Source organism: Microcoleus sp. F10-B2 (assembly GCF_036704965.1).
GTDB lineage: Bacteria > Cyanobacteriota > Cyanobacteriia > Cyanobacteriales > Microcoleaceae > Microcoleus.
Genome location: NZ_JAUBTB010000050.1, coordinates 41,750 through 57,498, shown reverse-complemented (window position 1 = coordinate 57,498; position 15,749 = coordinate 41,750). Strand labels below are relative to the sequence as shown.

The 15,749-nt window shown below is 46.5% G+C and carries 15 protein-coding genes; 9 read left to right on the top strand and 6 right to left on the bottom strand.

Features of this window, described 5'->3' with window-relative positions:
- Positions 1 to 280 precede the first annotated feature (280 nt).
- Positions 281 to 1,198, bottom strand: a complete 918-nt coding sequence (locus QUA99_RS19765; protein ID WP_333239906.1) for a glycosyltransferase family 2 protein — start codon at positions 1,196 to 1,198, stop codon at positions 281 to 283.
- A 90-nt stretch (positions 1,199 to 1,288) separates the two neighbouring features.
- A complete protein-coding gene (gene hpsJ-B, locus QUA99_RS19760; protein WP_333239908.1) occupies positions 1,289 to 2,119 on the bottom strand; it encodes a hormogonium polysaccharide biosynthesis protein HpsJ in 831 nt (276 codons plus the stop codon).
- 794 nt (positions 2,120 to 2,913) lie between these two features.
- Here hpsJ-B and rfaE2 point away from each other — a divergent pair.
- From rfaE2 to QUA99_RS19725, 7 genes are all read left to right on the top strand, one after another.
- On the top strand, positions 2,914 to 3,408 hold the full coding sequence (rfaE2, locus tag QUA99_RS19755; protein WP_333239910.1) for a D-glycero-beta-D-manno-heptose 1-phosphate adenylyltransferase: 495 nt from the start codon (positions 2,914 to 2,916) through the stop codon (positions 3,406 to 3,408).
- Between the two features lie 141 nt (positions 3,409 to 3,549).
- Entirely contained in the window at positions 3,550 to 4,422 is an 873-nt protein-coding gene (locus tag QUA99_RS19750) for an STAS domain-containing protein (RefSeq protein ID WP_333239912.1), read from the top strand.
- A gap of 56 nt (positions 4,423 to 4,478) precedes the next feature.
- Positions 4,479 to 4,856, top strand: a complete 378-nt coding sequence (locus tag QUA99_RS19745) for an STAS domain-containing protein (RefSeq protein ID WP_333239914.1) — start codon at positions 4,479 to 4,481, stop codon at positions 4,854 to 4,856.
- 159 nt (positions 4,857 to 5,015) lie between these two features.
- Entirely contained in the window at positions 5,016 to 5,414 is a 399-nt protein-coding gene (locus QUA99_RS19740; RefSeq protein ID WP_333239916.1) for an anti-sigma regulatory factor, read from the top strand.
- Positions 5,415 to 5,639: 225 nt separating this feature from the next.
- Positions 5,640 to 6,659 (top strand): ATP-binding SpoIIE family protein phosphatase, encoded by a 1,020-nt coding sequence (locus QUA99_RS19735; protein ID WP_333239917.1) that lies wholly within the window; start codon positions 5,640 to 5,642, stop codon positions 6,657 to 6,659.
- Positions 6,656 to 8,194, top strand: coding sequence for an ATP-binding protein (locus QUA99_RS19730; RefSeq protein WP_333239919.1), 1,539 nt, complete (start codon positions 6,656 to 6,658; stop codon positions 8,192 to 8,194). The genes QUA99_RS19735 and QUA99_RS19730 overlap by 4 nt, the downstream gene beginning before the upstream one ends.
- Before the next feature lie 51 nt (positions 8,195 to 8,245).
- The gene (locus QUA99_RS19725; protein WP_333239921.1) at positions 8,246 to 8,410 is read left to right on the top strand and encodes a hypothetical protein; all 165 of its coding nucleotides are present in this window, start codon (positions 8,246 to 8,248) and stop codon (positions 8,408 to 8,410) included.
- A gap of 611 nt (positions 8,411 to 9,021) precedes the next feature.
- Here the strand turns inward: QUA99_RS19725 and QUA99_RS19720 are convergent.
- Positions 9,022 to 9,267: a hypothetical protein gene (locus QUA99_RS19720; protein ID WP_333239922.1), complete on the bottom strand. Its 246-nt coding sequence runs from the start codon at positions 9,265 to 9,267 to the stop codon at positions 9,022 to 9,024.
- 196 nt (positions 9,268 to 9,463) lie between these two features.
- On the opposite strand from QUA99_RS19720, the gene QUA99_RS19715 reads away from it, so the two are divergent.
- The gene (locus QUA99_RS19715) at positions 9,464 to 10,936 is read left to right on the top strand and encodes an MBOAT family protein (protein ID WP_333239924.1); all 1,473 of its coding nucleotides are present in this window, start codon (positions 9,464 to 9,466) and stop codon (positions 10,934 to 10,936) included.
- Between the two features lie 216 nt (positions 10,937 to 11,152).
- On the opposite strand, the gene QUA99_RS19710 is transcribed toward QUA99_RS19715, so the two are convergent.
- Both QUA99_RS19710 and QUA99_RS19705 read right to left on the bottom strand, forming a co-directional pair.
- The gene (locus QUA99_RS19710; RefSeq protein ID WP_333239926.1) at positions 11,153 to 11,986 is read right to left on the bottom strand and encodes a sulfurtransferase; all 834 of its coding nucleotides are present in this window, start codon (positions 11,984 to 11,986) and stop codon (positions 11,153 to 11,155) included.
- A gap of 26 nt (positions 11,987 to 12,012) precedes the next feature.
- Positions 12,013 to 13,056 carry a hypothetical protein gene (locus QUA99_RS19705; protein WP_333239928.1) on the bottom strand — a complete coding sequence of 348 codons (1,044 nt, stop codon included), beginning with the start codon at positions 13,054 to 13,056 and terminating at the stop codon, positions 12,013 to 12,015.
- Between the two features lie 504 nt (positions 13,057 to 13,560).
- Between QUA99_RS19705 and glmU the strand changes: the two genes are divergently transcribed.
- Positions 13,561 to 14,952, top strand: coding sequence for a bifunctional UDP-N-acetylglucosamine diphosphorylase/glucosamine-1-phosphate N-acetyltransferase GlmU (glmU, locus tag QUA99_RS19700; RefSeq protein ID WP_333239995.1), 1,392 nt, complete (start codon positions 13,561 to 13,563; stop codon positions 14,950 to 14,952).
- Positions 14,953 to 15,235: 283 nt separating this feature from the next.
- On the opposite strand, the gene QUA99_RS19695 is transcribed toward glmU, so the two are convergent.
- Entirely contained in the window at positions 15,236 to 15,730 is a 495-nt protein-coding gene (locus QUA99_RS19695) for a hypothetical protein (RefSeq protein WP_333239930.1), read from the bottom strand.
- Positions 15,731 to 15,749: the final 19 nt, after the last annotated feature.

Here is a 15,749-nt window from a genome sequence, read left to right as displayed (position 1 = left end):
TCCCGCTCCAGGAAAGTCTTGCCCTGTAATGGTTTCAGAAGAAATGAATCTTATGTGCGGGGTAAGTTCCGGTTAAAAAACAATTCCCCGTTTTGTGGGGTGGCCTCTCGTAGCGCGCTCTGAATATACAATTTAAATGCGCGACAGCTTATTAAACTGTCCGGCAGCTTGAGTTATATTTTTCGGTCGGGACACCCCAGAATAATTTCATCACACTTGACTGTAAAATTTAGATGCGCCAGGGCTTAATTACCGATTATCGATTACCGCTTACAGATTTTTAATTTCGAGTATCGGAAGCGCCAAGATTATAAGAAACTTTAGACGGCTCAACTTTTACTACTTCCGAAATAGACGGTTCCTCCACTCCGTCTAAATTGGGCAGCGGCATATGCTTCATTTCCCAAACTTTCAGCAAAATTAGATATTCATAAAAAGCTTGCAGCGTGCACCAAGCCAATCCCGCTTGGCCGTCAAGGAATCCGCCGAGTAAAATATACATATAGAAAAAGCGCACCACAGGCCGCAAAGGCAAGCGCAAAGAAAAATCTTTCAAAGCGCGGCGCCTTTCCACCTCCGACGCGCCAAACAATAAATCCCACCAATTTACTTGACCTGCTTCTAATTGACGGAGAGTTTCAGCCGCCTCGTCAGTCGAGTAGCGGTTGTGCTTTTCAATCCAGCGGGAAAGACCTTTGCTGCAAGTATAGTGAGGGTAGGTTTCCTTCAAAAAGTGAGTAGGCCCGTTGCAGACTTCCCGTTCAGTGTGACCGTAGTCAGTAAACCACACTCGGTCTTTGCGAAACAGGCGCATTTGATAGCGGGGATATTGAGTGCTGCGGCGAATCCAGCGCTCCATAAATATTACTTTTTCAGCTACGTAATAGCCGATATATTCTTGACTTTCGATCGCCTTTAAGCATTCAGCAAACAGTGCAGGCGTCATCCGCTCGTCAGCTTCGAGGATGTAAACCCATTCGTACTTGCACGGGACTTCTTGCAGCATCCAAGTCCGCTGGCGTCCGTGAGTTTCAAAAGGGTGCTGCACCCGGAGCACGGGATAGTTCTGAACAATCTCAAGGGTGCGATCGCTGCTGAAAGAATCAACTACAATGATATCGTCACAAAGCAGTGCCGATTCAATGCAAGCGGCGATATCAATCTCTTCGTTGTAAGTCAGAATATAAATTGAGAACATTCCCAGCTTTCAGTAAGGGCAAACTATCAGGCAAATCAAGTATTTATTTCTCAGGGATGTCTCGACTTGCGCGATCCCTGCCAGCGCCGATCACATTTTGCGGCGGCCGAACCGCAGAATTCCCATAGTTCTCAATCCAGTCCAACCAACAGTAATGTAGCCAATGGCTAACAGCAAACTGCTGATTCCCGTCTGCAAACTCGAATTTCTCGATCGAGTTCTTAACTCTTTCTCTTTTTGTTGCTTGCGGGTGCGAATCTCGTTGCGAGCTTGATTTGGCAGTTCTTGGGCTTGCTGTTCGAGGAATTTGTCGAGTGCTTTCGGGTCATTTTTCGACTCCTGAAGCACAGCTTTCAATTCCTTGGGAACATCTGGACTCTTGAGTGCTTGTTGCAGCTTCCCGTCGTCTTGCAGCAGGGCGGCTATCTGAGTGCGGCGCTGGCTTTTGAGCTGTTCTACCTGAGCTTTAAACTGATCGCTTTTAATTTGCGCCTCTAGTTGACCTTCCGCTTGTCCCGCTTCTGTATCCACTTGAGTGAGAGCATCCTTGAGTTCCAAACGAGTATTGTTGAGGTGAACGGGAACCAGCAATAGGTAAATTAGCCCTAACAAGCTGGAAATCAACAGCGCCCAGAATCGCAAGTCCAGCCAAACATTGCGCCTCTCAATAGAGACTCCACTGCTGCTGTCCACCCAAAAGCCCGTCATTAGCATGGCTATACCCATCAAAGGAATAATGCCTCGGTCAACTATCTGAGTTGCTGCCGCAAGCTGCCAGCCTCGATTGAGAATGTCGGAGGTTTCTCCCGGCAGCGACAGAACAATGCAGTCAAGCAAAGCAGAGAGAATCAAGATAATCCCGACTACTTTTAGAGTTCGAGCAGCTACTGAAGAAAATTGACGGCTATTAGTTGCTTTCATAATTCGTGTTAGATAATTCTACACCGTTAGATTCAAAGGGGTAGTTGACTGGATTTTGTTGAACGAGTTAAGTTATTTTCCACCAAAATAGCTCGTTCGGGTACTCACCTCGACTTGCCCCTGGGTTTTCTGGGGTGCGGTTGCGACCCCAAAGGGTCGAGTTTCTGCAAAGGTATGGAGAGTTTGACACAGAAGGCGGCGCGCTTCTGGGGTGGCTGTAAAGCTTGGTCAAGATAGCACACAGAAACGGCAGCAAGCCACTGCTGGCTTTTTCTAGAGTCTGACGAGTGCAGGGCATAGATGAGTTGTACGCGCTTGGGTTCGGTGCTTTTAACTAGCTTTCGCTCGCGGCGGTGTCAGAGATCGTAGACACATGAAGATCGGGCTTTGTTGGGTTTCACCCCCTAGGGCTTCCACCACCCGATCGCCTGCCCGACGCTGTGGAACTAAATCCCCTGTCTTATAGTAATTGATATAAGAGAGGGGTGGAATAAATAATTGTTTCCCAAGCTTTTTAAGCTCCAATTACCAACAGCACTACAGGGAAGTCACAGATACACCAGTAGCTGTTTTTTACTTTTTCCTTCTGTTGACCCGCTCAGCTTCGCGGCTCTAGCATTCTTGCTGATTCCTTCTTGCTTAAGAGCGAGCAATTACTAATTACCAGTTACTAATTGCCAAGGACTAATTATTGGCAGCTTGAGTGATTGATTGTTCAATGGCAAAGATGTTCTTCTATCACATTATTTGGTAGGATAATTCATCGCTGTTCAAATTTGCTGGTGGTGAGTGCAATGGTTTCTGGTGTTTACACGTTGAGAGAATTGGAAAGATCGATCGCATCCGATCCGGACAAGTGGCGTCCGATCGTGTTTACTAACGGCTGCTTCGATATCCTGCACTGCGGTCACGTCCGGTATTTGCAGGCCGCAAAAAAGTTGGGGCGATCGCTGCTGGTGGGCTTGAATAGCGACGCCAGCGTGCAAGCTATCAAACCGCAGCAGCCGGGATTGCCGCCCCGCCCGATCGTACCGGAAAATCAGCGAGCCGAAGTGTTAGCTGCCCTCAAACCAGTAGACGCCGTAGTAATTTTTTCCGAGATTACAGCAACTAAACTGATAAATATCCTGAAGCCAGATATATACGTTAAAGGAGGCGACTATCAACTCGAAACTCTGCCGGAAGCACCGGCCGTTATCGCCGGAGGTGGCAAAATTTCCTTGATCGAAATAGAAGTTCCCAGTTCTACCAGCGCGATCGTCAAACGCATTTTGCAGTTAGGCGTTTAACCCCCGATCGCAAATAGCAAACAGTGAGCTAAACTCAAAAGTTGCCCCATCAAAAAATACTAAAGTACGCGCGTGCGAAGCTATCCCGTAGGGAATCGCTCGTACAACTTCATCCCAATTGTTACGCAGGAGATAATTTCAATGGAACTCACAAGCAATAACACGATCGCGGAAATCCTAGAAAGACACAAAGCAGAGCTACTAGCAGATTGGCTCAAAGAACTGCAAAATACCGGGCTGCGGCGGGACGACTTGATGAGAGCAAAAGAATTGCGATCCGAGTGTCAAGAGTTCCTGCAATTGCTCCACATTGCAGTCGGGCACGGTAACTTTAGCGACATCCAGACACCCGAATGGGAAAATATGCGGGTGTTGCTAGCAGAAGTTTCGCGGTCGCGCGTTCAGAGAGGCTTTACTCCCTCAGAGATAGCGAGTTTCATTTTATGCTTCAAAAAGCCATTGTTCGATCGGCTTTGTCGCGAACTCACACAAAACCGCGACGCACTTGTCGAACAACTTTGGCTTTCCACCAGTTTATTAGACCAGCTAGGCCTTTGGGTGACAGAAATCTTTCTCAAAGCTCGCGAAGAAGTCATCGAACGCCAGCAGCAAGAAATGCTCGAATTGTCAACTCCCGTAGTCAAGCTTTGGCAAGGCATTCTTGCCTTGCCCATGATCGGGACTCTCGACAGCGCCCGCACTCAAATAGTCATGGAAACTCTGTTGCAGGAAATCATGGAAACCGGCTCAGAATTTGCGATTTTAGATATTACAGGTGTGCCGACTGTTGACACTTTAGTTGCTCAACATTTATTGAAAACTGTCGCCGCCGCCCGTTTAATGGGTACTGAGTGCATCATCAGCGGCATTCGCCCGCAAATAGCTCAAACCATAGTTCATTTGGGAGTTGACTTGCAGGATATTCTGACAAAAGCGACTTTAGCAGATGCTTTTAAAGTCGCTTTGCAGCGCCAAGGTTTAACTATAAAAAATATTCAACAAGAGGAAAAATAAAAAATATTGCCTTTTTGCCTAAAAAATTAAGTGAAAATTAAAATAGAGGTGGATTTGTGGAACGGATACCGATACTTCAAATGGGAGAATTTTTGCTAGTAACAATTCAAGTAGATATGCACGACCGCTTAGCAATGACGCTGCAAGACGACCTGACAAACCGCATCGTCAAAACCGGAGTCAAAGGTGTTTTAATAGAAATCTCTTCCCTAGAAATAGTAGATTCTTTTATCGGTCGTATTATCAACAATATCGCTAGTATGTCGCGAATTTTAGATGCTGAAACAGTTGTGGTCGGGATGCAGCCAGCGGTTGCGATCACGCTCGTTGAGTTGGGGCTTTCCCTGACAGGAGTCCGCACAGCTTTAAGCGTTGAAAAGGGCATGATTTTGTTGCGAAAATCCTTGGGTTTTTCTCCTGGCGAGAATGCGTAAGCAGTCGATAAATTGTCCCATAACTGAGGCACAGGCAGTAATGAAATCTGGTTTGTTTGTAGATAGCTTGTTGACAAACTCAAGATTGCTGACGAGAAACTCGGTGGATGAGCGTAAGTCCTATGTTTTGTCGAGAAGTTCTGTTTTAGTAGAGTAGCCATGTCAAAACGTGAGACACTAGAAATCCGATCGTCATCCGATATAGTCCACGTCCGACAGCAAGTGCGAATTTGGGCTGTAGCAATGGGATTCGGTTTAGTAGACCAAACCAAAATCGTTACCGCAGCCAGCGAACTCGCCCGCAATACTGTAGACTACGGCAAAGGGGGAACTGTAACTCTCGAAACGCTCCAATTAGGCACCCGCAAAGGGCTGCGGCTGATATTTGAAGACAAGGGCCCGGGAATTCCAGACATCGAATTGGCAATGACTGACGGTTATACTTCTAATCACGGTTTGGGTTTGGGACTCAGTGGTTCTAAGCGGTTGATGCACGAATTTGAGATTGTTTCCAAAGTGGGTAAGGGGACTAAAATTGCGATCGTCCGCTGGCGGTGAGGAAGTAATATTTAACAAGACGATTTGAGAGTTGAGATTTTAGATTAAAGAATTGAGAACGAGTGAGGACGATCGGGGTTTGGAATTTGCGTATAGTTGTATTATTTTTTTAATAGGTATAAAAATCAACCAGCAAAGCCAAGAAGTGATTCTTGCAATCCCGCACTGCACTATACCCGGAGAGGGTTGGCGTCTGGAGGATTTGATTGTGAGAGCTGATAAAAAATGATAGATGCCGTAGCCCTGCCCGTAACAGAAGAAAGTCAAGTCGGAGAAGCGCGGCGAATCGCAGTCGCCCTCGCGGCCGAAGTCGGATTTAACGAGACCGATCGCGGTAAAGTGGCAATTGTTACCACCGAAGCAGCAAAAAACGCGGTCAAGCACGCCCGCGAAGGAGAAATTTTGCTGCGAACATTCAAAACAGCAGCAGGATATAGCATTGAAATAGTAGCGCTAGACCGGGGGCAAGGAATGGCAAATGTCGCGCTGTGTATGCGGGACGGTTTTTCTACAGCGGGAACCCCGGGAACCGGACTGGGGGCAATTAAACGCCTCTCTAATTTTTTTGATATTCATTCTGTACCGAAACTGGGGACAGCCTTATTAGCGCGGCTGGAACCGACCCAAAATAGCCGGGAAGCCTCCCAAAACAGCAATTACTTGGAATTTGGGGTCATCCACTTGCCAAAAGCAGGAGAGCAAATTTGCGGGGATTCCTGGGCTGCGGAAAATCACCTTGACAAAAACCTGATTTTAGTTGCAGACGGGCTCGGCTACGGGGATTTGGCGGAGGAAGCGTCTCGCGAAGCAGTGCGCGTATTTCAAGAAAACGCCAAATTCGGGCCGAAAGCAATTTTAGAGAAGGCGCACGCTGCTTTAAAAAATACCAGAGGAGCGGCTGCGGCGATCGCCCAAATAGATCGTACTCAACAAACAATTTGTTTTGCCGGAATTGGCAACATCAGCGGTGTAGTTGTCACAGATAACCAAAGCCGCAGCATGGTTTCCTACAACGGCACAGTTGGACATATGATGCGAAAAGTAGCAGAATTTGTCTATCCTTGGTCGCAGCAGTCCCTACTCATCATGCACTCCGACGGTTTGGCGGCGCAGTGGAATTTAAACCGCTACCCGGGTTTAGCCTCCCGACATCCTGCTTTAATCGCAGCCGTGCTCTACCGGGACTTCAAACGCACTCGCGATGACATGACAGTTATAGTAGCCAAGGTAAGAGAAGCAGCGTGAGTTACCCAATCCTGACGACGGAAGTCCGTTTTGAACAAGACATCGTACAAGTACGCCAAAGAGCTCGCCAAATTGCTAAAGGGCTGGGATTCGATTCCCAAGTACAAACCCGCATCGCCACAGCAGTTTCCGAAATTGCTCGCAATGCTTTCAAATATGCAGGCGGCGGCAAAGTAGAATTCATTGTAGAAGGGGAATCGCCCCAAATTTTTCGGACTCGGATTTCTGACACCGGGCCGGGAATTGCTGATTTACCGACGGTGTTGAGTCCCAATTTTCGATCGCAAACCGGCGCGGGACTCGGTTTAGCAGCAGCGAAACGGTTGATGGACGAAGTGCAAATCGACACTGCGCCCGATCGCGGAACGGCTGTACAATTAGTTAAGCAGTTTTCCAAACAGATGCCTGCGCTCAGTGCGATCGAACTAAATCAATTAGTTGACAAACTAGCGCGCCAAATTCCCGAAGATCCCTACGCCGAAATTCAGCAGCAAAATCAAGAATTACTGCGCACTTTAGACGAACTCCGCCAGCGTCAAGAAGAACTCGTACAGTTAAATCAACAACTAGAAGATACCAATCGCGGAGTCCTGGCACTTTACGCTGAATTGAACGACAAAGCCGAATCTCTCCGGCGCGCCAGCGAACTCAAAACCAGCTTTTTATCCAATATGAGCCACGAGTTTCGCACTCCGCTAACGGCAATTATGAGCCTTTCCGAAATATTGTTAAATCGCCTCGACGGAGAACTTTCAGCCGAACAGGACAAGCAAGTAAATTACATTTACAAATCCGCCGAGTCTCTCGCAGAACTTGTCAACGACTCGTTAGATTTAGCCAAAGTGGAAGCCGGAAAGCTAACTGTTCGCTTGGCTGATTTTGAAGTCGAAGATTTGTTCAGCGCGCTGCGGGGAATGATGCGCCCCCTGCTGCCCCAAAACTCTGCTGTTGCTCTGGTTTTTGAAGGGCCTCTTGAACTTCCAACCCTCACCACCGACGAGGGAAAAGTTTCTCAGATTTTACGCAATCTGATTTCTAATGCGCTCAAATTTACCGAAGCAGGCGAAGTTCGAGTTGCCGCAGAAATTGGAGACGAGGGAACAGTTACTTTTTCCGTGGCAGATACGGGCGTTGGCATTTCCCCTGCCGACCAAACGCGGATTTTTGAAGAATTTGTTCAACTGGAAAATTCTTTACAGAAGCGCGTCAAAGGCACTGGTTTGGGATTGTCTCTGTGCAAAAAACTGGCGGAATTTTTGGGGGGAAGTATTGAAATCAAAAGTGCGCCCGGAGTCGGCTCGACTTTTTTTGTCAAACTGCCGATACTGTATCCTGGAGATATAGAAGACCCTTTGGAAATGTCGGCTGCTAAGGGAGATGAAATACCGCTGGCGATCGCAAATTCTGGCTCGCCAGCGCCGGATTCAGCAGCAAAAGTTTTGAGTGGGGAGGATGAAGATAGTTTTTCGGTATTTGCTGAAAGACTTGCTGGCAGAAATTCATTGTACTGCGATCGAAGCGACCAACGGCGCTAAGGTTTGCTCTCGGCTATCAAAGAGCAACCGCAAGCAATTTTTATCGATATTATGATGCCGGACCTGACAGGATTTCAAGTTTTGGAAGAGTTGAAGTCCGATCCGGCTACTTGTCAAATACCTGCGATTGCGATCGGCTCAAAACATTTAGAAACGTGCGAATACGAGGATTTGTCTGCCGATCGAGTTGCGCAGTCCAGGACTGAATTGGTATAAGGTTGAGGATTGTAGCAAGACTTTTTTAAACGGAACTTACCCCGCACATAAGATTCATTTCTTCTGAAACCATTACAGGGCAAGACTTTCCTGGAGCGGGAAAATCAAGTACATGACTACAACTTTTTACAACCCTTATGTGGAGCGGGTTTGAGTTAATTTTATGATACAGCAATACTTTGGTTCTAAATATTAAGAAAATCTTAAATACATGGCTACAAAATTGGAACTGCCAAATAGCTAAAACGAATACGGCTCAAAGAATACAGCCACCGAAACTACCCCCTGCAGGGGTAAGTTCCGTTTAAACTTAGTCTTGGACGCCTAAATTCCAAAGAAACCGGGTTTTTACCAGTTTTAAAGGTCGGAATGCAGTATTTTTGCCATAAAAACCAGGTTTCTGACCACCCGTGCGTCATTCCTAAAACTGATATTATTTGATAGCAGGCAATATTTATTTAATTTGCAACAGCATTTAAAATTTGTGCTGTAAAATATAGCAGCTCTCAGTTGCCCACTATATAGTAGGGACTTACTGAGAGCATTTTTTCGTGTCAGCGATGGGCTAAAATCCATGATAAATATGACTCTGACGAGAGTCTCGATCGCCCCTAGCTTCTTAAGGGGTAACTGGAAGCACTTTCAAAGTCAACCTTTTTAAGGCCGATCCGAGGCAGGGCTGTTTCATTCTCGCTGCGGGGCAATCCCCCCGCGCCTGCCCCGAGACCTGAAACGCACATTGGATCGTCGGTGGCGGTAGGCACTGTTGGCACTACCCCTACAAAACCCTCGTTTTCCTGAGAGTGAAACAGCCGCGGGATGCGAGGGCGATCGAGGCTGGGGCAAAAATGAGACATACAGAGGGTTTTAGCCGAATTATTGACACGCCTTGAGTGCGACGCCGTGTTTCGATCAAATATTCGAGCTTATTTATTAGTAAAAAATGACACCTGTTTAAAAAATAATGCAACTGTAAGCAAGAGCCAAACCCTTATATAGTAAGCCATTCCCCAATCTAAAATCTAAAATCTAAAATCTAAAATCTAAAATGGTATGACTTTCATCTCCCTTCAATATGCCCTGTTTCTGTTAGTTTTGTTTGCGGCTTACTGGTTGGTTCCGCTGCGGTGGTGGCGGCTGTTCATCATGCTGGCGGCTAGTCTGATTTTTTACGCTTCGCTGCAAATTGTGTACATTCCGCTGCTGTTAGTTGGCGTTTTGTTTAATTACTTCTTGGCTATGGCGATTGGGGAACCTCTAGATTGGCGGATTGCTAATGAATCTTGGAACCGTCGCCGCTTGTTGCTGCTGTGGATAGGAATTGGGCTGAATGTGTTGCTGCTTTTGGGTTTTAAGTATGTGCCTTTTTTCTTGAGTTCGATCGGCACTTTGTTCAATTGGCCTTTTGCTCTCGACAGTGCTAACTGGGTGAAAACTCACGTCATCGCGCCCCTGGGATTGAGTTTCTTTTGCTTTGAGTGCATTGCTTATTTGATTGACGTGTACCGAGGCGCGCCTGCTGCTACTTCGCTGCTGCACTTTGCTGCTTACAAGTTGTTTTTTGCGAAACTAATTTCCGGCCCGATTACTCGGTATCACAACTTGATCTATCAACTGAAATCTCAGAATTTTCCGACGCCCGATCGCCTTTCTGAGGCACTTTGGACGATCGCCTTCGGTGCAGTAAAAAAAGGTCTTTTCGCAGATAACTTGGGAATTTATGTCGATTTAAGCTTTACCAACTTGCAGCGGGCGGGTAGCGAGGATTTGTGGCTGGCAATTTTTGCTTACGGGCTGCAACTTTATCTCGATTTTAGCGGCTATGTTGACATGGCGCGCGGTACTGCTTTGCTGCTGGGTTGGTATTTGCCACCAAATTTTGATTTCCCTTATTTTAGTGCCAGCATAGCTGATTTTTGGCGGCGCTGGCACATGACTTTAGGGGATTGGCTGCGGAATTATTTGTATTTTCCTTTGGGGGGTTCGCGAGTCGGTTTGTGGCGCACTTGTCTGAATTTGTCGATCGTCATGTTAATTGCGGGAATTTGGCACGGGGCAGCTTGGGGATTTATTGTGTGGGGGGGTTTGCACGGTTTGGCTTTGGCGGTTCACAGGCTGACTGATGTGGTGTTTAAGCAATGGCGGATGGAGTTTTTGTGGGAAAATCCGATCGGCATTGCGATCGGTTGGCTGTTGACTCAGGCGATGGTTTTTGGTAGTTGGATATTTTTCCGCCTTCCCGATTTAAAGGATTCTGGATGGGCGATTTCGCATTTGTGGGGACACGCTGCTGACGTGCAGTTTGCAGATAAAGTTTATGGCGAAGCTTTGGGTTTGGAAAGAGTGCATTTAACTTGGATGTTGGCGACTTTGGCTGCGGCGATGCTGGCTAATTATGCGTTGAACCGGGGTTTGAAATTAGAGTTAAATTGGCCGGTGAAATTAGTCTTGGTGCCGCTTTGTTTGTATGCGGTTTGGGTGTTGGCTCCCGAGGGCGGTTTGCCTTATATTTATTTTGATTTTTAGGGTATGATATCAATTCCGCTCTTCATCGGAATGATATAAACGGAGGACACGGCAGTGCCGTGTCCCTACAATTGATCGTGGTAGGGACACGGCACTGCCGTGTCCTCTATATCATTCCGGTGCAGCCGGAATTGATATGATTTTATTTCCTATAATCATCAATCTTATACCAATTATTAAAAGTAGGGACACGGCATTGCCGTGTCCCTACAGATGCTAATTTTCAGAATGGGTATAAGAACACCAGTCACTCCAGCTACCGACATAAAGTTTAGCATCGGGAATTCCAGCGATTTCTAAAGACAGTAAATTGACGCAAGCCGTCACCCCGGAACCGCAGTAAACAATAATTTCGTCCGCTTTTTCTAATTCCCTCCACCGCTGTTTTTGTTCGGAAGCCGATCGCACTTTTCCAGTTTCATCCGTCACCCCTTGCCAAGGATAGTTAACCGCGCCCGGAATGTGACCTGCAATCGGATCGATCGGCTCCCGCAAACCTTCATATCTCTCGCTTTCCCGCGAATCAACCAAAACCTTTCCCGGCAAGTCTTTTCGTTCTTTGACAGCCTCAATATCTACCGCCAAATCCTGCTGCAAACGAGGAACAAAGTTACCCTCGCGGGCTTCTGGCAAAGTATTTGTTACCGGGTAGCCCGCCGCTTTCCAGGCGCTGAAACCCCCGTCTAACAAAGCTACTTTGCTGTGTCCCATATACCGCAGCAGCCACCACAAGCGAGCCCCAAAAGCCAGCCGCGAATCGTCATAAGCGACGACTAAAGTTTCTGCTGAATTAATGCCGATCGCGCTCAATTTCGCAGCTAATTCTTCAATATTTGGCAGGGGGTGTCTGCCGCCGTGTTTGCCAACTGAACTCGCAAGGTCGCGGTTTAAATCTAAATAAAAAGCTCCCGGAACGTGACTTTCTTGATATTGTTTTTGTCCCAATTCAGGGTCGGCGAGGGAAAACCGACAGTCAATAATTACAACTTGCGGATTGTCGGTATTGGTGGCCAACCATTCAGGAGAAACGATTAAGTTGTTGTCAGTCATAATTCTTCAAATCTCTATTTTAACATTTATCGGGAAGGAGCTTTTTTATCTGATTCGGCTTTGTCGGCAGGAGATGGCTGAGAAGTTGCTTTCTCTGCTGTTTCTTTTTTAGAAGTGGATGGTGGCGGACTTTCTTTCTGCGAAGTTTCTTTTTGAGAAGTGGATTTTTTAGGAGTTGCTTTTTCCGACGTTTCTTTTGGCGAATTTGATTTTTTAGGAGTTGCTTTCTCCGAAGGTGCTTTTTCTGCTGTTGCGGGAGTTGGAGTGGGTGGAGGGGGATTTACTGCTGCTTCTTGAGCGTAAAGTAGATATTTCTGATACTCGATCACTTTTGCTTGAGCTAGTTGATGGTTGGGGCTAGACATCGGTACTCTTCTCATTAATGAAACCGCTTCTTGCCAGCGATCGGCAATTGTCGTCCAATCTTCCTTGGTTTTTGCCGATCGCCCCAATTCTGCTGCTTGGAGTGCACTGTTAACGGCCTCTCGAAAAGTATCCGGTGCAGTTGCTAAATTTGCTGTTTCATCGGGATTATTCCCCGCACTGGCTCCCGGCTGGTTCCAAATCTTACCGACAAACGCCACCACGGCCATCGCCAACATACCCGTCACCAGCCCGACTACAATGAAAGTCGATCGCAGCCGGTTCTCAAATGCAGCAAGTTCCGGCGGTTTCTCCTCCTCAATATTATTCTGGGTTTTTGTACGATCGTCCATATTCGCAACAGCATTATTTGCCACATATTCTTCCCCAAAGTTCTGCCGTTCAAAAGTGCTGCTCTCCAGACTAAACTCTTGACTCCAAGCAGCAGCAAGCTGACCGCTTTCTCTGCCTTCAACCTTCACTTTGCGAATCGAATCCGGCTGCAAATTCGTCAGCTCGCTGCGGACAAAATCAACTAATGTATCTTCTATCGGTACCTGCTCGGCCTCAAGAATTACATCCAAACAGTCGCCGTCGAGATTGGCGGAGGCTGTGATGCCTTCAGATTGCAACTGGCTGTTGAGCCAAGATGCGATCGCCGGCGGATTTCCCTGCTTGGCAAGTTCCTGAAAATTAAGCTCTGTCATAGCTGGACACCTGATAACGCAGAAGATAGAAGAGAGAAGGCAGAAAAAATGAAAAAGTCACAAATAGTTTTTTGGAGTTGAAAACACAATAACTGAAATTCAACAAATAGTATAATGTATCGCGGCAAATCCAAGCCCAAAGATGTAAATTATCACTCTCGCTACCCCTGGCATCCCTTGGGCAAAGACTTCAGTGCTTTCTACGAACCGAACTCAGGTTTACAGTACAGCCAAAAATCCTTTCGCCAAGTCGCAAAATACCGCTGCTTCAACCTGGTAATTGATACCGGGGACGCAACTTCAGATACCGCAACGGCCTTAAGTCGAACCGCAAGCACCGTCCCTAAAACCGACATCCGGCTGAAAAAAGCCTCGATCCCGCGGATGCGAGATGGGAAATTTGAGATGAAAAATTTGTGCGATCGCAGTGCCACCGAGGGACAGCGAGTGATATCATCAGTTAGTCAATATTTAAGTTTTTATAGCAAAAAACTCGATCGCACAATGGTAGCAATAGCAATTTTAGCGGCTGGACGCGGCACGCGCATGAAATCTGACTTGCCCAAAGTTCTACACGAATTGGGCGGTAGATCGCTAGTTGAGCGAGTCCTCCAAAGTTGTCAAGAAATTGAAATTTGCCGGCGACTTGTCATCGTCGGTTATCGAGCCGAACTCGTTAAAGAATCCCTGATTCGAGGTCAAGAAAGATCGGGGAGGAAAAATCCTCAATCTCCTTCCCTAGAATTTGTAGAACAAACCGAACAATTGGGAACCGGTCACGCCATCCAACAATTGCTGCCTCACTTAAAGGGATTTCAAGGAGATTTGCTGGTCTTAAATGGAGATGTACCTTTGCTGAGGGCAGAAACTATCAAACAATTGATGGCTGTTCACAAACAGCACCAAAACTCTGCTACTTTATTGACAGCTAATTTGCCGAACCCTCAAGGATACGGGCGAGTATTTACCGACAGTCAAAACTTAGTCCAGCAAATTGTCGAAGACCGCGACTGCACACCATATCAAAAGCAAAACCACCGAATTAATGCAGGTGTTTACTGCTTTCACTGGCCGGATTTAGAGAAAATTTTGCCAGAATTGAAGGCAGACAATGACCAAAAAGAATATTACCTAACTGATACGGTCAATTTCCTCAGTCCGGTGATGGCGGTGGATGTGGAAGATGATCGAGAAATATTGGGAATTAACGATCGCAAACATTTAGCCACAGCTTGCGATATTTTGCAAACGCGGGTAAAGGACAAGTGGATGACGGCGGGAGTGACGCTGCTCGATCCCAACAGCATTACGATCGACGATACCGTAGAGTTGCAGCCGGATGTGGTAATTGAACCGCAAACTCACTTGCGGGGAAACACTTCGATCGCCTCTGGGAGTCGCATCGGCCCCGGCAGTTTGATCGAAAACAGTCAGATTGGGGAAAATGTGACTGTGCTTTATTCCGTGGTTTCTGACAGTATTGTGGCCGAAAATTCGCGCATTGGCCCTTACGCACACTTGCGGGGACACGCAGAAATTGGGGCAAACTGCCGCGTCGGCAATTTTGTAGAATTGAAAAATACTCAAATCGGCGATCGGACGAATGTCGCTCACTTGTCTTATTTAGGCGACGCGACTTTGGGAGAAAAAGTCAACATAGGTGCTGGGACTATTACGGCGAATTACGACGGAAAAAACAAGCACAAAACTCAAATAGGCGATCGGACTAAAACTGGCTCTAACAGCGTGCTGGTGGCACCGATAACTTTGGGAGAAGATGTTACTGTCGCGGCGGGTTCTGTTGTTACTGAAGATGTGCCAAATGACAGTTTAGTAGTTGCCCGTTCCCGGCAAGTTGTCAAGGCAGGCTGGAAGTTGAAAGATCGGGAAAAATAACACCGTAGGTAAGTTTGTAGTTGCGCTTCAGAGCTTTCTCAGCGCTGAAGCGCAACTACAAATTATTCAGGTAGTTGTTAATTGCCTGGGCAATTTGTTGTTGCTTGTACTGGTTCATAGTGCTGGGTAGGGATATGCGATCGCCTTTTTTCATTAACAAGTTAAGCTGGTAAGAAACCTCACGCTCCCTTTAGATGGCTGGGAATTTTCCAGGCGATCGCCCCCTTAGAAACTATCTTTTTTCAGTACGATCGCTCGTTCAGATAGCTGCGAGTCAAGTTATCTATTTTTTGTCGAGATTTTTGTTTGCTAAAGCTATAAATTTTTGACCGAGTGATATTAACACACCAACTAACAGAATTAACAACCGCCCTAACAGATACAAGCCGACTAAAAATATTATATATAACCGATCGCCTTGATTTATTTTCAACGATTTACGATCGAGGCTTTTAACAAAAGAATTGATATCATTAGCAGTCCTATCTACATTTCCCCTGTCATTCGAGTCACTTATAAAAGGTATTTCTCCCGCTTTAGTTAACAGTACAATCCTGTTGGTATCATAACTATCACCAAATTCTGTTTCAACTTTAGCTCCCTGTAAACTTTCCAGCGGAATTTCTTGAGTATTTGACCAAAATAAATTTGACTCTGTAAGTTGACAATTACCTTTTTTTAACTCTACTCGCTGACAAATTAAAGTTTTATTAGGGAGTACAAGAAGCACTAATCCAACAAATGCAAGAAAAGTCAATAAGCGCCATGACCAACTCATTCTTATACCTCCGATATTC